The sequence below is a fragment of the Lysobacter luteus genome, assembly GCF_907164845.1.
Lineage (GTDB): Bacteria > Pseudomonadota > Gammaproteobacteria > Xanthomonadales > Xanthomonadaceae > Novilysobacter > Novilysobacter luteus.
Genome location: NZ_OU015430.1, coordinates 695,328 through 715,211 on the forward strand (window position 1 = coordinate 695,328; position 19,884 = coordinate 715,211).

Annotated in this window: 18 protein-coding genes; 1 reads left to right on the top strand and 17 read right to left on the bottom strand. The window is 70.8% G+C overall.

Annotated elements, in window-relative coordinates:
• Window positions 1-206: 206 nt before the first annotated feature.
• The gene (locus KOD61_RS13080) at window positions 207-2,891 is read right to left on the bottom strand and encodes a methyl-accepting chemotaxis protein (protein WP_215219622.1); all 2,685 of its coding nucleotides are present in this window, start codon (window positions 2,889-2,891) and stop codon (window positions 207-209) included.
• Window positions 2,892-3,138: 247 nt separating this feature from the next.
• Between KOD61_RS13080 and KOD61_RS03195 the strand changes: the two genes are divergently transcribed.
• Complete coding sequence (locus tag KOD61_RS03195) at window positions 3,139-3,444, top strand: energy transducer TonB (protein WP_215219623.1); 306 nt, start codon at window positions 3,139-3,141, stop codon at window positions 3,442-3,444.
• A 93-nt stretch (window positions 3,445-3,537) separates the two neighbouring features.
• Here the strand turns inward: KOD61_RS03195 and KOD61_RS03200 are convergent, their stop codons facing one another.
• The 16 genes from KOD61_RS03200 to flhB form a co-directional block, all read right to left on the bottom strand.
• The gene (locus tag KOD61_RS03200) at window positions 3,538-4,029 is read right to left on the bottom strand and encodes a chemotaxis protein CheW (RefSeq protein ID WP_215220262.1); all 492 of its coding nucleotides are present in this window, start codon (window positions 4,027-4,029) and stop codon (window positions 3,538-3,540) included.
• 54 nt (window positions 4,030-4,083) lie between these two features.
• Window positions 4,084-6,114: a chemotaxis protein CheA gene (locus tag KOD61_RS03205; protein WP_215219624.1), complete on the bottom strand. Its 2,031-nt coding sequence runs from the start codon at window positions 6,112-6,114 to the stop codon at window positions 4,084-4,086.
• Between the two features lie 14 nt (window positions 6,115-6,128).
• Complete coding sequence (locus KOD61_RS03210; RefSeq protein WP_215219625.1) at window positions 6,129-6,494, bottom strand: response regulator; 366 nt, start codon at window positions 6,492-6,494, stop codon at window positions 6,129-6,131.
• On the bottom strand, window positions 6,491-6,781 hold the full coding sequence (locus tag KOD61_RS03215) for an STAS domain-containing protein (protein WP_215219626.1): 291 nt from the start codon (window positions 6,779-6,781) through the stop codon (window positions 6,491-6,493). The genes KOD61_RS03210 and KOD61_RS03215 overlap by 4 nt, the downstream gene beginning before the upstream one ends.
• An 85-nt stretch (window positions 6,782-6,866) precedes the next feature.
• On the bottom strand, window positions 6,867-7,538 hold the full coding sequence (locus tag KOD61_RS03220; RefSeq protein ID WP_215219627.1) for a chemotaxis protein CheW: 672 nt from the start codon (window positions 7,536-7,538) through the stop codon (window positions 6,867-6,869).
• A complete protein-coding gene (locus tag KOD61_RS03225; protein WP_215219628.1) occupies window positions 7,535-8,308 on the bottom strand; it encodes a ParA family protein in 774 nt (257 codons plus the stop codon). The genes KOD61_RS03220 and KOD61_RS03225 overlap by 4 nt, the downstream gene beginning before the upstream one ends.
• Before the next feature lies 1 nt (window position 8,309).
• Complete coding sequence (gene motD, locus KOD61_RS03230; protein ID WP_215219629.1) at window positions 8,310-9,278, bottom strand: flagellar motor protein MotD; 969 nt, start codon at window positions 9,276-9,278, stop codon at window positions 8,310-8,312.
• 10 nt (window positions 9,279-9,288) lie between these two features.
• Window positions 9,289-10,029 carry a flagellar motor protein gene (locus KOD61_RS03235; RefSeq protein WP_215219630.1) on the bottom strand — a complete coding sequence of 247 codons (741 nt, stop codon included), beginning with the start codon at window positions 10,027-10,029 and terminating at the stop codon, window positions 9,289-9,291.
• A 47-nt stretch (window positions 10,030-10,076) separates the two neighbouring features.
• Window positions 10,077-11,885 (bottom strand): chemotaxis protein CheA, encoded by a 1,809-nt coding sequence (locus KOD61_RS03240; protein WP_215219631.1) that lies wholly within the window; start codon window positions 11,883-11,885, stop codon window positions 10,077-10,079.
• Between the two features lie 187 nt (window positions 11,886-12,072).
• Window positions 12,073-12,699: a protein phosphatase CheZ gene (locus KOD61_RS03245; RefSeq protein ID WP_251370638.1), complete on the bottom strand. Its 627-nt coding sequence runs from the start codon at window positions 12,697-12,699 to the stop codon at window positions 12,073-12,075.
• Window positions 12,696-13,088, bottom strand: a complete 393-nt coding sequence (gene cheY / locus KOD61_RS03250) for a chemotaxis response regulator CheY (protein WP_215219632.1) — start codon at window positions 13,086-13,088, stop codon at window positions 12,696-12,698. Before cheY ends, KOD61_RS03245 begins: the two co-directional genes overlap by 4 nt.
• 46 nt (window positions 13,089-13,134) lie before the next feature.
• Window positions 13,135-13,887, bottom strand: a complete 753-nt coding sequence (locus tag KOD61_RS03255; protein ID WP_215219633.1) for an RNA polymerase sigma factor FliA — start codon at window positions 13,885-13,887, stop codon at window positions 13,135-13,137.
• Window positions 13,884-14,777 carry a MinD/ParA family protein gene (locus KOD61_RS03260; protein WP_215219634.1) on the bottom strand — a complete coding sequence of 298 codons (894 nt, stop codon included), beginning with the start codon at window positions 14,775-14,777 and terminating at the stop codon, window positions 13,884-13,886. The genes KOD61_RS03255 and KOD61_RS03260 overlap by 4 nt, the downstream gene beginning before the upstream one ends.
• Window positions 14,764-16,554 (bottom strand): flagellar biosynthesis protein FlhF, encoded by a 1,791-nt coding sequence (locus KOD61_RS03265; RefSeq protein ID WP_215219635.1) that lies wholly within the window; start codon window positions 16,552-16,554, stop codon window positions 14,764-14,766. The genes KOD61_RS03260 and KOD61_RS03265 overlap by 14 nt, the downstream gene beginning before the upstream one ends.
• 74 nt (window positions 16,555-16,628) lie before the next feature.
• Window positions 16,629-18,695, bottom strand: coding sequence for a flagellar biosynthesis protein FlhA (flhA, locus tag KOD61_RS03270; protein ID WP_215219636.1), 2,067 nt, complete (start codon window positions 18,693-18,695; stop codon window positions 16,629-16,631).
• Complete coding sequence (gene flhB / locus KOD61_RS03275) at window positions 18,692-19,861, bottom strand: flagellar biosynthesis protein FlhB (RefSeq protein WP_215219637.1); 1,170 nt, start codon at window positions 19,859-19,861, stop codon at window positions 18,692-18,694. The genes flhA and flhB overlap by 4 nt, the downstream gene beginning before the upstream one ends.
• Window positions 19,862-19,884 lie beyond the last annotated feature (23 nt).

A 19,884-nucleotide genomic window follows, 5' to 3' on the forward strand; every position in this document is an offset into this window, starting at 1 on the left:
CCGACGACGCCACGGTTGTCGCGCTTCGTCTCGACCGTGATATCGGCGCGACCCGGGTCAACTGTTGTCCTTCCTCGCGGCGATTCGCGGCACTGTGATGCCCGTTCGCATCCACTCGCCGCGCCGCCGCGCCGCCGCATGACGACGAAGGCCGCGTCCTGGGACGCGGCCTCGCCGTTGCTTCAAGTTGTGGCCTGGCGCGGCGGTCAGAACTCCTGCCAGTCCTGGTCAGCCGTGGCCGGCCTGACGCTTGCGCGGCGGACCGGGCGTACCGGGGCGGCGGCACGCGCGGCCGGGGTGGTCGGCACGGGTGCCGGGGCCGGAGCGGCGACCGGTTGGGCCACCCGCACGATCGTCGCCGGTTGCAGGTGCTCCTCGTCGGCGGCGAGGCGGAACGCGGCGACCGCCTGGACCAGCTGGCCGGACTGCTGCTCAAGGCTGCGCGCGGCGGCCGAGGCCTCCTCGACCAGTGCGGCGTTCTGCTGGGTGCCCTCGTCCATCTGCAGGATCGCCTGGTTGACCTGCTCGATCCCGCTGCTCTGCTCCTGCGAGGCGGCCGAGATGTCGGCGATGATGTCGGTCACGCGCTTCACGCTGCCGACGATCTCGTCCATGGTCTTGCCGGCGCGGTCGACCAGCGCCGTGCCTTCCTCGACCTTGCCGACCGAATCGGTGATCAACTGCTTGATCTCCTTGGCGGCGTTGGCCGAGCGCTGGGCGAGGCTACGCACCTCCGAGGCGACCACCGCGAAGCCGCGGCCCTGTTCGCCGGCGCGCGCGGCCTCGACCGCAGCATTGAGCGCGAGGATGTTGGTCTGGAACGCGATGCCGTCGATCACGCCGATGATGTCGTTGATCTTGCGCGAGGAATCGTTGATCGCGCTCATGGTATGCACGACCTGACCGACGACCTTGCCACCCTGTTCGGCGACGTCGGCAGCCCCGATCGCCAGCTGGTTGGCCTGTCGCGCGTTGTCGGCGGTCTGCTTGACGGTGGACGTCAGCTCTTCCATCGACGAGGCGGTTTCCTCCAGCGACGCGGCCTGCTGTTCGGTGCGCTGCGACAGGTCGTTGTTGCCGGCGGTGATCTCGCCGGCGGCGGCGCTGATCGCATCGCTGCCGTCGCGGATGCGGCCGACCACCACTGCCAGCTGGCGGATCGCGCCGTTGGCGTTGCGCGCGAGCTCCCCGAACTGGCCGGGCAGGTTGGCGTCGGCGCTGCGGCTGAGGTCGCCGTCGGCGACCGCGCCGAGCAGCTGGCCGACCTCGTCGATGCCGTGGTCTGCGCTTTCCATCAGGGCGTTGAGGCCGTCGATCATCTCGCGGTACACGAACTCGAAGCGCGCGGCCTCGCCACGGCGGCTGAAGTCGCCGGCCACGGCGGCGTCGACCAGCGTCTTGATCTCGCTGTTGACCGCAAGCATGCGGGCCTTGACCTCGTCCACCGCCTCGGTGACGCGCGCCTTCTGCCCGGGCAGCCGCTCGATGTCCTCGGACAGGTCGCCGCGGCCATACGCATCGACGATCGCCACCACCCGGTTCTGCAGCTCGATGTGCGAGCCGACGAGGGTGTTGATCTCTTCGGCCATGGTGCCGAACGAGCCGGGGAACGCGGCGCCGTCGAGGCGCTCGTCGACGTCGCCGGCCTGGTGTGCATTGAACAGCGACCGCTGGGCATCGGCGAACCGACGCAGGTTGGACACCGCGTTATCCAGGCTGGCGGCGATGTCGGCCAGTTCGTCCTTGCCGTCCACCCGCACGCGCTCGGGGAACTCGCCGGCGCCGACCGACTCGGCCACGCGACGGATGTGCTGCAGCGACAACCGGGTGCCGCGGATGAAGCCCAGGAACAGGTAGGCGGCAATCAGCAGCGTGGCGAGCGTGAACAGGGTGATCAGCCACAGCCGCAACTGCAGCGCGTTGATCTCGGCGGTGATCGCGTCCGAAAGACCGTTGTTGGCGCCGATCAGGGCCGCGGTCAGTGCCACGCGGGTGGCTTCCTCGCGCGCGGCCATCGCACTGACGGGTTTCTCCGGCATCGGCGCGTCGAGGATGTGCTCCTGGATATAGGCGGTCTGCTTGTCCACCGCAGCCAACGCGGTCTGCAGGCGCTGGCCGACCTTGGCCTCAAGCTCCGGCATTGCCAGCGCGGCGTTGGCGACGTCCAGCGTCGCGCGCTTTCGCAGGAAGTCCTGCATGTTGCGGGTAATCGCCAGCGTTGTGCGGTCATCCACCCAGATGCTGCCGGCGCCGAGCACGACCATCGAGATGGCGGCCTGTTGCGAGGTGTATTCGGCCAGCGTCGGCAGCCACTCGGTGGCGACGCTGCTGGTGTAGAGCGTGCCGGATGCGTTGGCGCGCGACAGGCCCGAGACGTCGGCCATCAGCCCGATGACCTCGCGCAGTTCGGACGCGGCCAGGTCGCGCGCTGCGGCGGCACTGGCCACGTCGGGATGCTCACCCTTGGCGGCCTGCCAGGCAGTCTCGGCCTCGTCGAACGAGGCGGCCAGGGCATCCGACGGCGGCAGGTTGGCCAGCGCCCACTGCTTGGCAGTGGCCAGGTCCGACGACGCCGCGGAATGGGCCGTCTCGATTTCGGCGTCCGCCACGTCGTCACCGGCACCCTTGCGCACCATCAGCTGCCGGAACAGGTGCATCGACTGCATCGAGCGGTGCAGGCGCGCGATGGGGGCGACCGTCTCGCGTTGCAGGCGCGCATCGGACAACTGGGTCGCGGCGTTGACGATGACCATGCCGCCCAGCACGACGCACGTCACCGTGAAGGCGGCGCCGATCACCATGGCCTTCTGCCCGAAGCGCAACCGCGCCATCAGGCGGGTGGCTGGCGCAAGCGCCTGGTCGAGCAGGGAAGGGGGTGCGCGGTGTGACATGGAAACCTCGGCAATGGTGACCGCTGGCTGGGTCGACTACCCGACCATCGGCCTGCGCCGGCGAAACTTTAGGTTGCGGCGAGGCGGCGGACCGGGGCGGAACACCCGGCGGCGTGTTGCGCCTGAACGGGAGGCATTCGGCAAGCGTGGTGCTCGTCACAGTTCTGCCGCGGCTCGCACAAGTTCCCGCATTCGCGGCCGATGGAAGGGGCAACCCCCAGGCAGTTCCCTTCAAGGAGTCATCCCCATGTTGCGTTCGTTCTTCGTCGCCGCGCTGGCCGTGGCATTCGTCGCCCCCGCCTTCGCCTCCCCCGACCTCAAGCCGATCAAGCGGGTCGAGCCCGAGTACCCGGCCGAAGCCGTCCGCGCCGGTACCCAGGGCTTCGTCGAGGTCGAGTTCTCGGTCGACGCCGCCGGCAAGGTCGAGAGCGTCTCGGTCGTCAACGCCCAGCCGGCCCGCGTGTTCGAGCGCTCGGCGGTGGCCGCGGTCAAGAAGTGGTCGTTCGCTCCGGGCGGCGGTCGCGGCAAGGTGCGCCTCGACTTCGCGCTGTAAGGGCACGATGCCGCCGGGCAACCGGCGGCCTTGCGTTGCGACAAAAAAAAACGCGCCTTCCGGGGCGCGTTTTTCGTTTCGTGGATCGTGCGGTCAGGCCGCCAGCGCCTCGGCCACCAGGCCCATCTCGCTGCTGCCCATCAACCGCTCGATGTCGAGCAGGATCAGCATCCGCTCGTCGAGGGTACCGATTCCGGTCAGGAACTGGCGGTCGATGGTCGCGCCCAGCTCGGGCACCTCGCGGATCTGCTCGGCGGACAGGCGCACCACGTCCGACACGCTGTCGACCACGATGCCGACCACGCGGTCGGCGACGTTCAGCACGATCATCACCGTGAGCGGGTTGTAGTCGGCGGCCAGGCGGAACTTCAGCCGCATGTCGATCACCGGCACGATCACGCCGCGCAGGTTGATCACGCCCTTGATGTACTCCGGTGCGTCGGGCAAGCGGGTCACCGCGTCGTAGCCGCGGATCTCCTGCACCTTGAGGATGTCGACGCCGTATTCCTCCTCGCCCAGGGCGAAGGTCAGGAACTCGTTGCTGGCACCGTCGCCGTCCAGGCCCGGTGTGGGCTGGCGGGTCATCGAGTCGGGGCGGAAGCTGCTCATGGTGGGTCCTTGGTTGCGGTCCGGCGGCGCTCAGGCGGCCGACGGGAGGGGATTGGACTGCGCCAGTCCGCCGGCGTCGACGATCAGCGCGACCCGGCCGTCGCCGAGGATGGTCGCGCCCGACACACCGGCGATGCGGCGGTAGTTGGCCTCGATGTTCTTGACCACCACTTGCTGCTGGCCGAGCAGCTCGTCGACCTCCAGCGCCAGCTTGCGGCCGTCGCTTTCCACCACCACCGCGATCGGCGCCGGGGTCGCGGCGTTGGCGGCGGCGCCAGCGCCAGCCGGGTGGGGCAGGCGGTACTGCTCGCGCAGGTTGACGAGAGGCAGGTAGTCCTCGCGCACCTTCAGCACGCGGGTGTCATTGGCGATCGTGCGGATCTCGCCCGGGCCGGGCTGCAGCGATTCGATCACCATGTTCAGTGGCAGGATGAAGACCTCGTCGCCGACCGCCACCGACATGCCGTCGAGGATCGCCAGCGTCAGCGGCAGGCGGATCGACACGGTGGTGCCGACGCCCTTCTCGCTGCGGATCTCGACCTGGCCACCGAGCGCGACGATGTTGCTCTTGACCACGTCCATGCCGACGCCGCGGCCCGACAGGTCGGTCAACGCGTCGGCGGTGGAGAAGCCGGGGTGGAACACCAGGTCCCAGACCTGGGCGTCGGTGGGGTCGGCCGGCACCGGCAGGTTGCGCTCGGCCGCCTTGCGCAGGATGCGCTCGCGATCCAGGCCCTTACCGTCGTCGCCGACCTCGATGATGATGTGCCCGCCCTGGTGGGCCGCGCTCATGCTGATGGTGCCGGTCTCGTCCTTGCCCGCGGCGACGCGTTCGGCCGGCATTTCCAGGCCGTGGTCGATCGCGTTGCGCATCAGGTGCACCAGCGGGTCGACGATCTTCTCGATCACGCCCTTGTCCAGCTCGGTCGCCTCGCCCCTCGTCTTCAGCCTTACCTTCTTGTCGAGCCGGGTTGCGAGGTCGCGCACCATACGCGGGAACCGGCTGAAGGCGAACTCCACCGGCAGCATGCGCACGCCCATGATCGCTTCCTGCAGGTCGCGGGTGTTGCGGTCCAGCTGCTCCAGGCCGCCCAGCAGCGCTTCATGTGTGTTCGGGTCCAGCCCACTGGACTGCTGGCGCAGCATTGCCTGGGTGATCACGAGTTCGCCGACCAGGTTGATCAGGGCGTCGACCTTGGCGACGGCCACGCGGATCGAGGTCTCGGCGTCGCTGGCGCGGCGCGCGGGCACGTCCGCGGCGTCCGCGCCGAGGGCGGGCGCGGTAGCCGCGGCCGCATCGTCGGCATCCGGTGCAGCAGCGGCCGCCTCCGGCTGGACCGCGTCGATGGTCAGCTCGCACTGGTCCTCGACCCAGGCGAACGCCTCGTCGATCGCACCGCGGGCGACGCTGCCGGGCAGCATGAGGTCCCACGCCAGGTGGGCCTCGAACGGGTCGAGTTCGGAAAACGGTGGCAGGCGGTCGTCCAGGCAGGTCGCGCCGAGCTCTCCGAGGCTTTCGAGCTCGCGCAGGATCCGCAGCGGGTCGTTGCCGCTCATGAACAGCGACGGCTCCGGGCGGAAGCCGATGCGCCAGTGGTCCGGGCCGCCGGCCGTCATTGATGCGTCGGAACCGCCCGCGGCGCCGTCCACCGTTTCCGGCGACGCGCCGGCGAGGATCCGGTCCAGCCCGGCGCGCGCATGCGCGAGGGCCGCGTGGTCGATCGCGCCGTCACCGTCGCCGTCGCCCTGTTCGGCGGCGGCGAGCAGGCCACGCAGCACGTCGACCGCTTCCAGAAGCACGCCCACGGCGCTGCCGTCCAGCACGCGCTGGCCGCTGCGGGCCTGGTCGAGCAGGGTTTCCAGCAGGTGGGTCAGGTCGGTGACCCGGCCAAAGCCGAACGTCGCCGCGCCACCCTTGATCGAGTGCGCGGCGCGGAAGATGACGTTGACGACGTCGGCGCTGGCGCCACCGGCCTCCAGTCCCAGCAGGCCGGACTCCATCGCGTCGAGGCCTTCGCGGCTCTCCTCGAAGAACGCGGCGTGGAACTGGGTGATGTCCATGGCGCCGGGCTCCCTCAGCCCAGGACCTTGCGGACCGTGGCGAGCAGCTGGTCGGGGTCGAACGGCTTGACCAGCCAGCCGGTTGCGCCCGCGGCCTTGCCTTCCATCTTCTTGTCGCCGCCGGACTCGGTGGTGAGCATCAGCAGCGGCGTGAACTTGTAGTTGGGCAGCTGGCGCAGCTGGCGGATGAGCTCGATTCCGTCCATCCGCGGCATGTTGACGTCGGTGACGACCGCGTCGAACGACGCGGTGCGGGCGATGTCGAGCGCGGCCTGGCCGTCTTCGGCCTCGCGCACGTTGAAGCCGCCCGATGACAGTGCGAACGCGACCATCTGCCGCATGGAGGTGGAGTCGTCGACGATCAGTAGGTTGGCGCTCACGCGGGGTCTCCGGAGGGTGTATCTACGCCGAGGCTGGCGGCGAGCGCGAGCGAACGCGCGGCGTCGGCCAGGGTCGGCGAGGCGAGGGTGACGATGGTGCTGCGGCCCGCCGCGGCGCGGTCGCGCACGAAGGCGTGCAGCAGCTGCAGCCCGGCCGCGTGCACGCGCCGTACCTGGTCGCCGGCCAGCTGCACCGGCGCGTCGTCCTCGAGGTGCGGCAGCAGCGTGGCCTGCAGTTCGGCGACGTGCTCGATGCCGAGGTCGGGTTGCAGCGACAGTTGGGTCATGGTGGCGGGCGTCGGGCGGCGGGATGTCGTGAGGATTAACGGCGGTGTTGTGGCGGACTTGAGGGGAACGCCCCGTTCGGGCGGCTTACGCGAACAGCGCGTTCGCATCCAGCAGCACGACCGGACTGCGGCCGATCCGGGCGATCCCGAGGATCGCGCCGGCATCGCTGCCCGACAGCGGCGGCTCGATGTGCTCGCGCGCCAGCGTGGCAACGTCCTCGACCGCGGTCACCAGTACGCCGATCAGCTCGTCGTCGCGTTCGACAACGACGATGCGCGACTGCTCGCTTTCGACCACGTCGGCGCTGCCGAGCCAGCGGCCCAGGTCGAACACCGGGACGATGCGCCCGCGCAGGTTCATCACGCCGAGCACGGCCGGCGGGGCGTTGCGCATCGCGACGATCGGTGCCACGCGGACCACCTCCTGCACGCGGAGCAGTTCGAATGCGTAGTGGTCACGGCCGATGCCCAGGCGCAGCCAGCGGCCGGAACCCGAAGGTCGCGCCAGCCGGTGGGGTACCGTGGCGGACGCATCGGGCGAGGTGTGCCGCGGCATGTCTGCCGGGGCCTGTCGCGCGGCGGACGCAGGTGGGGGCTGCTCTGCAACGACGGGCGCGGCGACCACTGCGGGCCCGGGCGCGGGGTGTGCCGCAGCCGGCGCGGTCATCGCGATGCCGGGCATCGCAGGCAGGGCCGCGACATCGGCGACGTCGCACAGCAACTCGTCCAGGTAGGCATCGACCGCCAGGGTGGTCATGCGGCCTCCTGCTGCCGCGGCATCGCGGCAAGCAGCCAGTTGAGTGCGGAGCGGTAGGCGTCGGCGCCGCGCCCGGTGGGCAGCTCGGCCGCGGTCAGCGTGGCGGGGTCGCGCAGCCGAGTGTCCATCGGGATCGCCTTCGGCCAGACCCGGCCCTCGTACAGCTCGTGCAGCCGGTCCAGGCTCTGCACGCCCGAACGGGTACGGCGGTCATACAGCGTCGGCAGCACGTGCCGCGGCAACGGCCGCCGGCGCGAGCGCTCGACCATGTCGGCGGTGCGCAGCATGTCGGCCAGGCCGTGCAGGGCGAGCGGATCGGTCTGGGTCGGCACCACCAGCCGGTCCGCCGCCGCCAGGGCATTGACCATCAACAGGCCCAGCGTGGGCGGGCAGTCGAGCACGGCGTAGTCGAAGTTGGCGCGGGCGGCATGCAGCGCGCGGCCGATCGACAGGCCGAGCCCGGCCTGGGTCGCGCCCCGGCGCTCCAGCGTCGCCAGCGCCGGCTGCGCGGCGACCAGCAACAGGTTGTCGATGGCGGTGCCGCGTGCGAGCGAGCGCAGCTCGGCGGCGCCACCCGTGTTGAACAGGTCGTGGCTACCCGCCGGCGGCGGGTCGGTCGGCACCGCGAACGCGCGGGTCAGCGAGGCATGCGGGTCGAGGTCGATCAGCACCACGCGGGCGCCATCGGCGGCGAGGCCGCGCGCCAGGCATAGCGAGGTGGTGGTCTTGCCGACGCCGCCTTTCTGGTTGGCGATGGCCCAGGTCTGCATGTCAGGGGGCTCCCAGGGCGCTGCCGCCGGCCGCGGCGTCGGGCAGCGGGAAAAGCGGTTGCACGTCGCTGGCATCGGCCATCACCGGCGGCATCCGCTCGGTGACGGCATCGGGGCCCTGCGGCGCGGCGAGGATCACCAGCAGCACGCGGCGGTTGGCGTTGCGACCCTCGGCGGTGGCGTTGTCGGCAACCGGCTGGTGCTCGCCGAAACCGACCACGGCCAGCCGCTCGGGGCCGACACCGGCGCCGATCAGCTCGTGCACGACGCTGCCGGCGCGCGCTGCCGACAGCTCCCAGTTGGACGGGAACTGCACGGTGCGGATCGGCTGGTCGTCGGTATAGCCCTCCACGCGCACGGCGTTGGGCTCGTCGCGCAGCACGCCGGCCAGCCGGCGCACGGTTTCGGTTGCCACCGCGCTGGGTACCGCGACGCCGCTGGCGAACAGGATGTCGCTCTGGATCTCGACCTCCAGGAAGGTCTCGCTGCGACGCACCGTCACCAGCTTGCGGCGAACCAGGTCCGACAGCGCTTCCTGGATGCGCTTTCCGATCGACTGCAGCTGCTCGGCGCGCCGGCTCTGCGGTCCCTCGGCCGCCTGCATCGCGGCGGCCGTGGCGCGGGCCGTCTGCCCGAAGGTCGGCATGTCGAGCACCTGCAGCATGCGCGGCGAGTTGATCGGGGTCGCGGCCGATGGCCCGGCCTTGGAATCGGGCGTCTGCATCGACGGACGGTCGAACGAGGAACCGCGCAGCTGGGTCTGGCCAAGCTGGATCGGCGAGATGGTGCGCGGCGCGCCGCCAAAGGCCGACGACAGCGAATCGGCCAGCACGCGGTACTTGCCCTCGTTGAGCGAGGAGATCGCGTACATGACCACGAAGAAGGCCAACAGGAGCGTCATCAGGTCGGCGTACGGGATCGCCCAGGCCTCGTGGTTCTGGTGCTCCTCGTGGCGATGGCGGCGACCCATGCGCGGCGCCTCAGTGGACGAAGCCGTTGAGCCGCGCCTCGATGTTGCGCGGGTTCTCGCCCTGGGCGATCGCGATCAGCCCCTCGACGATCATCTCGCGCTCCTGCGCCTGGTGGCCGATCAGGCCCTTGAGCTTGCTCGCGATCGGCAGCAGCGCCAGGTTGGCCAGGCCGATGCCGTAGATCGTCGCGGTGAACGCGGCGGCGATGCCGTGGCCGAGCTGGCTCGGGTCGGCGAGGTTCTTCATGACCGCCATCAGGCCCAGCACCGCGCCGATGATGCCCAGCGTCGGCGCGTAGATGCCCATCCCCTCGAACACCTTGGCGGCGGCGACGTCGCGGTCGGACTGGCCGTGCAGCTCGATCTCCAGCATCTGCCGGATCGCCTCGGGCTCGACGCCGTCGACCACCATCTGCAGGCCCTTGCGCAGGAACGGATCCTCCAGCGCCTGCACCTCCGCCTCCAGCCCGAGCAGGCCCTGGCGGCGGGCGGTGCCGCTCCACTCGACGATGCGCGAGATGATCGCGGTGCGGTCCTGCATCGGCGGCTGGAATACCCAGCGCACGATGCGCAGGGCACGCTTGAAGGTGTCCATCGGCGTCTGCACCAGGATCGCCGCGATGGTGCCGAGCACCACGATCACGAAGGCCGCCGGCGACCAGAGGCCGGACAGCCCCGCGCCCTTGAGCACGCTGCCGCCCAGCAGGGCGCCAATCGCCAGTACGGTGCCGATGATGCTGAGCCTGTCCATTGTCCGCGTTATCGGTTCGTGGGCCGGATTCTTGAGGTCGCCATCGCTCAGCGACCCCCGCGCACGCCGGTGCGGTACAGCGCGTCGACGTCGAGGATCAGCGCCATGCGGCCGTCGCCGATCAGGCTGGCGCCGGCGTAGCCGGCCAGCCCGCGCAGCGTCCGAGGCAAGGCCTTGATCACCACTTCCTCGCGCCCGCGCACGCTGTCGACCGACAGGCAGAATCGCTGCTCGCCGGACTGCAGCACCACGGCGGTGGAGTCGGCCAACGTCGTCTCGGGTACGCCGAGCCACCGCCGCAGCGACAGCAGTGGCACCGGCTGCTCGCGCAGGTCCAGCACGGTCTGGCCGTCGACCTGCATCGCCGCGCCGCGCTCGTGCGACAGCACTTCGACCACGCGCACCAGCGGCAGCGCGTAGACGTCGCCGGCCAGTTCGACCAGCAGGGTCGGCAGGATCGCCAGCGTCAGCGGGACGCGGATCTGGAAGCGGCTGCCGCGACCGGGTTCGGACTGGATCTGCACCTCGCCCGACAGTTCGCGGATCTTCGACTGCACCACGTCCATGCCGACGCCGCGCCCTGACAGGTCGCTGACCTCCGCGCGGGTGGAGAAGCCGGCCATGAAGACCAGCTGCAGGCACTCGTCGGGAGTGAGCCGTGCCGCGGCCTCGGGTTCTATCAGGCCCTTGCGCACGGCGCTGTCGCGGATCCGGTCGGGGTCGATGCCCGCACCGTCGTCGCGCACCTCGATGGCGACGTGGTCGCCTTCCTGCTGCGCGCTCAGCACCACCTGGCCCTGCGCGGGCTTGCCGGCGGCCAGGCGGTCGTCGGGGCTTTCGATGCCGTGGTCTATCGCGTTACGGACCAGGTGCACCAGCGGGTCCGACAAGGCCTCGACGAGGTTGCGGTCCAGCTCGGTCTCCGCGCCGATGACCTCCAGCTCGACCTTCTTCTGCAACTGGCGGGCGACGTCGCGTGCGAGCTTGGGGAACCGCGAGAACACGCGGCCGACCGGCTGCATGCGCGCCATCATCACCGCCGACTGCAGCCGCGAGGTGGCCGCGTCCAGCGTGGTCACCGCGCGGTCGAGTTCGTCGTCGCGCAGGCGCGGGCGGATCGTCTTGAGCCGGTTGCGCGCGAGCACGAGCTCGCCGACCAGGTTGACCATCGCGTCCAGCCGGCGCACGTCCACGCGGACCGTCGGGTCTTCCTGGTGCGCGGCGGCGGCGGGCTTGCGCGGCGCGGCGGGTGCAGCGGGTGCCGGTAGTGGCACCGCCGGTGGGCTGCCCGCGGTCGGGGAATCGGATACGGCCGACGTCCCCGGCGCGCCATCAGCCTGGATGCCGGGAATGCCGCCGTTGCCGTGCAGGCTGTCCAGCAGCGCTTCGAAGTCGAGATCGTCGATGTCGTCACCGCCGGCAGCCGGGCCGCTGGCGTCCGCCTGTGCCGTCGCGGTCGCCGATGCACCGGCACGCAGGGCGTCGAGCAGGCCCTGCGGCGCCGGCATCAGCACTTCGCCGGCGGCGACGCAATCGAGCAGGTCCACCAGCAGGTCGAGCGACTGCTGGGCACCGTCGAAGGCCTCGGCGTCGAGCGGCACCTCGCCGCTGCGGGCGGCATTGAGGCGGTCCTCGACCGCATGGCAGATCGCCACCATCGGCGGGAAGTCGAGGAAGCCGGCACCGCCCTTGATGGTGTGGAAGCCGCGGAACACCGCATTGAGGCATTCGCGGTCGGCCGGGCTGCGCTCCAGCGCGACCATCTGCTCGCCCAGCTGGTCGAGGATCTCGCGCGCCTCGATCAGGAAGTCCGCGCAGATATCGTTGCCGGTGTCGTCTTCAAATGCAGCATTCATGGCCTGCCCCCTGCCGCCGTAGGAGCGACGTCAGTCGCGAACCACTGACAACCGGATGGACGGCGCCAATCCAGGACGCGCACGATGGCCGCCCCCGCGATCGTCGCGGTGTCGCGGCGTACCTCAATGGTTCGCGGGTCGCGACTGACGTCGCTCCTACAGGAATGGGTGCGGCGGCGCATGGGCGTCAGAGTCCCAGCGAGGACAGCAATTCGTTGGCGTCGTCCTGGGTCGCCGGGGCGGCGTCCAGTCCGGCGATCGACGGGCCATTGCCGCGATTGGACAGGTGCAGCGGCTCGCTCGGGCCGGTGACGTCGCCGAGGCCTTCCTGCACGGCGCGCACCAGCTCGACCACGCGCAGGATGATCTGCCCGGTGAGGTCCTGGTACCCCTGCGCGGCGGTCATTTCCGACAGCCGCTCGCGGATGCCGGCAATGGCGTCGACCTGGGTGGCGTGCCCTTCCTGCAGCTTGCCAAGCAGGCCCGAGCATTCCTGGATCAGGTCCAGGGTGCGCATGCTGGCGGTCTCGGTGAGGGTCACCACGTGCTCCAGGCGGGCGCAGGCGTCCGGCAGCGAGCCGTGGCCGGTGTGTTCGGCGGGGCCGCCGAGCGCCAGTTCCAGCTCGCGCGCGATCCGCGCCAGGCCCTGCACGAACGGCTGCGTGCGCCACTGGATCAGCTCGTCCACGTTGGCCCGCCAGCCGGCATGGTCGTCGTGCTCGAGCGCCCACAGCGCCGCATGCAGGCGCCGCGTGATCAGCTGGCGGTCCTGCACGGGGATGGCCGTGGCCGGCGAACCGGCATCGGTGCTCACGCCGCGCTCTCCAGCCGCTCCCAGATCTTGCCGAGCTTGTCGCCCAGCGTGGCCGCGGTGAACGGCTTGATCACGTAGCCGTTCACGCCAGCCTGGGCGGCCTCGATGATCTGCTCGCGCTTGGCCTCGGCCGTCACCATCAGCACCGGGGTCTTGGCCAGGGTGGCGTCGGCGCGGATCGCCTTGAGCAGGTCGATGCCGGGCATGCCGGGCATGTTCCAGTCGGTGATCACCAGGTCGAACGGACCTTTGCGCAGCTCGACCAGCGCGCTGGTGCCGTCGTCGGCCTCGGTGGTGTTGAAGAAGCCCAGGTCGTTGAGCAGGTTCTTGACGATGCGGCGCATGGTCGAGAAGTCGTCGACGATGAGGATCTTGATGTTCTTTTCCATGGGTCAGGCTCGTGCGGGTGTTCGGGAATGGGGGGCAGCGGCGCAGTCAGACGTCCTGGTCGAGCTGGGCTTCCTCGCGCCAGTCGCCCAGGCGCGCGCGCAGGCGCAACATCGCCTGGCCGTGGATCTGGCAGACCCGCGACTCGCTGATCGACAGCACCGCGCCGATCTCGCGCAGGTTGAGCTCCTGCTCGTAGTACAGCGACAGCACCAGCTGCTCGCGTTCGGGCAGGTCGCCGATGGCGCCGCCGAGGGCTTCGCGGAACGCGGAGTGCTCGAACTCGCGCGCCGGGGTCGCGTTGGCGGTGGACGCCAGCCGCGGCTCGCCGTCGTGCTCCTCCAGGTGCGCATCCAGGCTGATCAGCTGGCCGCGCGCGGCGTCCTCCAGCATGCGGTGGTACTCGTCGAGCGATACCTCGAGCCGGGCGGCGACCTCCTGCGCGGAGGCGGCACGGCCGGTGTCCTGCTCGACACCGCGGGTGGCGGCGACCACGTCGCGGTACTTGCGATGGACCGAGCGCGGCACCCAGTCGCCACGGCGGATCTCGTCGATCATCGCGCCGCGGATGCGGATGCTGGCGTAGGTCTCGAACGCCGCGCCCTGGTCGGCCTGGAAATTGCGACCGGCGTCGATCAGGCCAAGCATGCCGGCCTGGATCAGGTCGTCGACCTCGACGCTCGCCGGCAGGCGCGCGGCGAGGTGGTGGGCGATGCGGCGCACCAGCTCGCCGTGGCGCTCGACGATGAGCGCGGTGTCGCTGGGCTGGTGGGCGCGGTAGGCGGCTGCGGCGGTGCTCATGCGGCGGCACTCCGGGACGGTTGCGCGATCAGGCGCTCCATGAAGAACTCGACGTGGCCGCGCGGGCCCGGCGGGCTCTGCCACTGGCCGGCACGCCGGGCGATGTCGCGGAACGCGGCCGAGGCGGGTGCCGACGGGAACGCGTCGACCACCGCTTCCTGCCGCTGCACTGCGCGGCGCAGCCATTCGTCGCGCGGGATCGCGCCCAGGTAGTTGAGGGTCACGTCGAGGAACTTGGAGGTGACGCGCTGCAGCTTGTCGAACAGCTGGCGCCCCTCGGCCGCGTGCTGCACCTGGTTGGCGAGGATCTGCACCCGGCTGACGCCGCGGTCGCGGCTGAGCACCTTGATCAGCGCGTAGGCATCGGTGACCGAGGCCGGCTCGTCGCAGACCACCACGATCACGTCCTGCGCCGCCTGGCAGAAGGTCAGCACGCCGTCTGCGATGCCGGCCGCGTTGTCGACCACCATGGTGTCGATCGGCACGTCCAGCTGGCTGAAGGCGTGCACCAGGCCGACGTGCTGCTGCGGCAGCAGCTCGGTCATGTGGCGCTTGCCGGAAGCGGCCGGGACGATCCACATCCCGCCGGGGCCTTCAAGCAATGTGTCGCGCAGCTCGCAGCGACCGGCCAGCACATCGGCCAGGGTGAAGCGGGGCGACAGCCCGAGCATCACGTCGACGTTGGCCAGGCCCAGGTCGGTGTCCAGCAGCAGGGTGCGCTGGCCGGCGTTCTGCAGCGACAGCGCGAGGTTGACCGAGACGTTGGTCTTGCCGACGCCGCCCTTGCCGCTGGCGACCGCGATCACTCTGACGGGAGCGGGGCGCACGGACTCCGGCGCAGCGCCGGGCTGCGTCGCCGGGAAAGCGGGATTGTGGTCAGGCGACGGCATGACGGTCCTCGGTGGCAAGGGGGTTATCGGCAGCACGGCGCAATTTCTCCAGTTGCAGCACGAGGCGGGAGGCGTCGGCGTGGGCGAGGTCGGTCGCGACCTGCTGTCCGGCGGTGGTGTAGGCCAGGCTCAGGCCGTTGCGGATCACGGTCGACAGCGCGGCGCCGAGGCGGCCGGTCTCGTCGAGCTTGGTCAGCACCACGCCCTCGGGCGTGGCCATGCGGTACCGGCGGACCACCTCGTTCATGTCGTGCGGGTGGCCATTGGCCGGCAGCACCAGCAGGCTGCGCACGTTGCGGGTGGCGCGCAGCCAGGTGATCTGGCCGAGCAGGGCGCGGTCGCGGGCGCCATAGCCGGCGGTATCGACCACCACCAGCGGGTAGTCCTGCAACTGGTCCAGGGTCTGCTGCAGCGCCTCGGGGCCGTTGGCCTCGCAGACGGTGATGCCGAGGCGGCGGCCGTGGGCGTGCAGCTGCTCGCAGGCGCCGACGCGCTCGAAGTCGGTGGTCACCAGCGCCACGTCGCGGGCCCTGTGGCGGGCGGCAAAGCGGGCGGCGAGCTTGGCCGCGGTGGTGGTCTTGCCGGCACCGGTCGGGCCGACCAGGGCGATCACGCCACCGTCGTCGATAGGCTCCTCGCGGCTGATGGTCAGCATCCGCGCCAGCTCGGCCAGCATCGGGGCATGCACCCGCGCCGGGTCCAGCGCCGGGTCGATCTTCGCTGCCAGGGTCTGCGCCAGCGTTTCGTCGCAGCCGTAGCCCAGCAGGGTGTCGAATGCCGCGGCGCGCGCCGGCGAGCCGCGCAGTCGCTCAACCGCGAACTGCCCCATCTCGCGCTCGATCAAGTGGCGCATGGTGGCCAGTTCCTCGCGCATCGCGGCGACGGCGGGATCGGCGTCCCAGCGCGGGACGGCGTGGAGGTGGCGGTCGGTCGCGGCGGCCTCGGCGGCCTCGTCGTGCCGCGCGACTGCGTCGGTGCTGTCGTCCAGTTCGGCGACCGGTGCGAGCGACAGTTCGATCGCCTCGGCGGTGGCTGACGGGTGCGCGGGTTCTGCTTCGGGCGCCGGCTCGGGCAACGGCTCCAGGCTCAGCTCGAGCTTCGGGGCGGGCGTGACATGGACCTGCGGCGCAGCGGCGGCCTCCGCAGCCTCCGGCGACGGGTGCTGCCGCGGCGGCGCAGGCGGGGAAACCGGGGTGGCCGGCATCTGTGCGGCCGGCGCAAGCGCGGCGGGCGACAGGCTGACCACGTCGTTGGCGGGTTCGGCGTCGGCGACGTTGGCCGGCACCGCGCCGAGCGCGGCCATCATCGCGTCGAAGCGGCTCTGGCCGGCCTCGGCCACAGTGGCATCGTTGCGCGCGGTGTCGCCGTGCGAGGCGCCGGAGGTGAGCTCGGCCAGGGTCGGTTCGTTGGAGGCCGGACGGACCGTGTCGCCGATCTTGAACACCGCGCGGGCACGGGTGGCGAGCGTTTCGCGGACCGAAGGGGCGGGGGCCGTGGAGGCCGCGGCGCGCGCGGCGGAAGGCACCGCGGCGGAAGGCACCGCGGCGGGTTCGGCGGCGGCTGCCGGCGCGGCATTGGCGGTGGTCGGCGAGATCCGCGGCGTCGCCGCACGAAGGGCCTGGTGCACAAGCGCCTCGTCGTAGTCGGTGGCCGAGACCACCTCCACCCCTTCCGGACACGGACGGTTGGAGAGGATCACCGCATCCGGGCCTTGTTCGTCGCGGACCATCCGCAGCGCGGTGCGCATGTCGCTGGCAATGAATCGCTTGATTCTCATCAACTACCCCTGACCACTCCGGCGTGTGCCGTTCTCGTTGCGTCCTGCACCGCCGTGGCGGTGCCTCGTTGTGTTCAGCCGATCGCGCCGACCAGGCGCAACCGTTTGTCTTCCGGCACTTCCGTGTAGGCCAGCACCGACAGCGCGGGGACGCTGTGGCGGACCAGCCGCGCGATGGTTGCGCGGATGCCCGCCGGGACCAGCAGCACCGCGGGTTCGCCGCGGCCTTCCTGCTGGGTCACGCACTCGCTGAGGTTCTGGTGCAGCCGCTCGGCAAGTCCGGGTTCCAACGCGGCCCCCTGGCCGTTGACCGAGTCCTGCAATACCCGTTCCAGCGCTGGCGCCAGGGTGTAGACGGGCAGTTCCGGGTTGAGCCCGTTGAGCTCCTGCACGATGAAGCGGCCCAGCGCGGTGCGGACCGCGGCGGTCAGCGTGGCCGGGTCCTGGGTGTGGGCGCCGTGCTCCAGCATCGCCTCGACGATCTGCCGCATCTGCCGCAGCGGCACCTTCTCCACCAAGAGCGACTGCAGCACGCGCACCACCACCGACAGCGGCAGCAGCTTGGGCGTCAATTCCTCGACGAGCTTGGGCGCCGCCTTGCCGACACTGTTGAGCAGCTGCTGCGCCTCCTCGTGGCCGAGCAGTTCGGCGGCGCGCTCGCGCACCACGTGGGACAGGTGGGTGGCCACCACGGTGGCGGCGTCGACCACGGTGTAGCCCAGCGACTCGGCGTGCGCGTGCTGGCTCTTCTGGATCCAGACCGCGTCCAGCCCGAACGCCGGGTCCTTGCCGGGGATGCCTTCCAGTGGGCCGAACACCCGGCCTGGATCGAGGGCGAGCTCACGGTCGGCATGCAGCTCGCCGGTCGCCACCGGCACGCCGTGGACGAGGATGCGGTACTGGCCGGGCGCCAGCTCCAGGTTGTCGCGCACGTGCACGGCCGGGATCAGGAAGCCCAGGTCCTGGGTCAGCTTGCGGCGCACGCCTTTCAGGCGCGCCAGCAGTTCGCCGCCCTGGCTCTTGTCGACCAGCGCGATCAGCTTGTATCCGACCTCCAGCCCGAGCGGCTCGACCGGGCGCACCTCGTCCCAGCTCAGTTCGGCGGTGGTCGGCGCGGACGCCAGCTCGGCGGCCTCGTCCTCGACCCGCGCATCGGTCGCGCCGCGCTTGTGCAGCCGCCACGCCGCATAGCCGAGCACCGCGGCCAGCACCAGGAACGGCAGGTTGGGCATGCCCGGCACGATGCCGACGAGCCCCATCAACAACGCGGCGACGATCAGTGCGCGCTTCTGCCCGAACACCTGCTTGCGTACCGCCGGGCCCATGTCCTGCTCGCGGGTCGCGCGGGTGACCAGCATTGCCGCGGCCGTGGAGATCAGCAGTGCCGGCAGCTGCGCCACCAGGCCGTCGCCGATCGCGAGCAGCGTGTAGGTCTGGGCCGAGTCGCCGAAGGCCATGTCGTGCTGCAGCAGGCCGATCAGGATGCCGCCGACCAGGTTGATCACCAGGATCAGCAGGCCGGCGATGGCGTCGCCACGGACGAACTTGCTGGCACCGTCCATCGAGCCGTAGAAGTCGGCCTCCTCGCGCACTTCCTCGCGGCGCGCGCGGGCGTCCTCGCGCGACAGCAGGCCGGCATTGAGGTCGGCGTCGATCGCCATCTGCTTGCCGGGCAACGCGTCGAGGATGAAGCGGGCCGAGACTTCCGAGATGCGCCCCGAACCCTTGGTCACCACCACGAAGTTCACGATGGTCAGGATCGCGAAGACGATCAGGCCGACCGCGTAGCTGCCCCCGATCACGAACTGCGCGAACGACTCGATCACGTGGCCGGCCGCGGCGGGGCCTTCGTGGCCGTGCAGCAGCACCACGCGGGTGGAGGCGACGTTCAGGCCCAGCCTCAGCAGCGTGACCATCAGCAGCACGCTGGGGAACACGGAGAACTCGAGCGGCCGCTTGACGTAGACCACCGCCATCATCACCACCAGCGACAGCGCGATGTTGATGGTGAACAGCGCGTCCAGCATCAGCGGCGACAGCGGCACCACCACCATCGCCAGCATCGCCAGCACGATGATCGGCGCGGCGGCGCCGTTGCGGATCGCGGCGGCGATGCCGGAAAGCCGGCTCCCGGTGCTCATCGCGTCGGCTCCCCGTCACCGTTGGCAGGCCCGGCCGCCGTGTCCGGCGCACCGTCGGCGCCGACGTCGACCTGGGCCAGCACCGGCATCGGCCCGTGGGACGGGTGCCAGTGCCTGAGCTGGTACACGTAGGACAGCACCTGTGCGACGGCAGCGTAGAGTTTCACCGGGATTTCCTGGTCGACCTGCGCCTGCCGATACAAGGCGCGTGCCAGCGGCGGCGCCTCCAGTACCGCGACCCGGTGCTTGCCGGCCACGTCGCGGATCGCCAGCGCCATCTCGTCGACGCCCTTGGCCACCACCCGCGGGGCGCGCATGTTGCCGGCGTCGTACTTGAGCGCGACCGCGTAGTGGGTCGGGTTGGTCACGACCACGTCGGCGGTCGGCACCGCCTCCATCATCCGGCGCTGCGACATCTGCTGCGCGATCTGGCGGACCTTGGCCTTGACCTCCGGGTTGCCCTCCATCTCCTTGAACTCGTCGCGGATCTCCTGCTTGGTCATCTTCAGCTTGCTGCGGTGCCGATAGTGCTGCCACGGCACGTCGATCGCGGCCAACAACGCGAGCGAGCCGACCATCGCCAGCAGCGCCCACAGCGCGGTGTCCAGGCCGGTGGCGATGGCCTCCTCCAGCGACATGCCGGGGATCGCCAGCAGCTTGTGGAAGGCGCGGTAGACCATGGCGCCGCCGACGCCGAGTACCAGCCCGACGCGCGCGAGCGAACGCAGTAGTTCGGCCAGGCTCTCCTTGCCGTAGATGCGGCCGAGGCCGGTCATCGGATTGAGCCGCTTGATGTCGGGCTGCAGTGCCTTGCCCGAGAACCGCAGGCCGCCCAGCAGCGCCGGGCTGATCAGGCAGGCGAGCAGGGCGGCGGCCAGCATCGGCAGCACCGGCAGTACCAGGCCACCGGCCAGCCGCGCGCTGTGGGCGAGCAGCCGGTCGGGGTGGCCAAGCAGGGCCGGGTCGAGGATCAATGCATCGCGCAGCCAGCCCTGGCCGGACGCACCGAGCGAGGAGGCGGTCATCATCAGGGCGATGGTCGCGGTGCCGAGCACCGCCACGTTGCCGAGTTCGCGCGAGCGCGGGACGTCGCCCTTTTCGCGGGCTTCGCGCAGGCGTTTCTCGGTAGGTTGTTCGGTGCGGTCGTCCTTGTCTTCGCTCGCCATCTGCTCGCCGGCCTTGCTCTGCG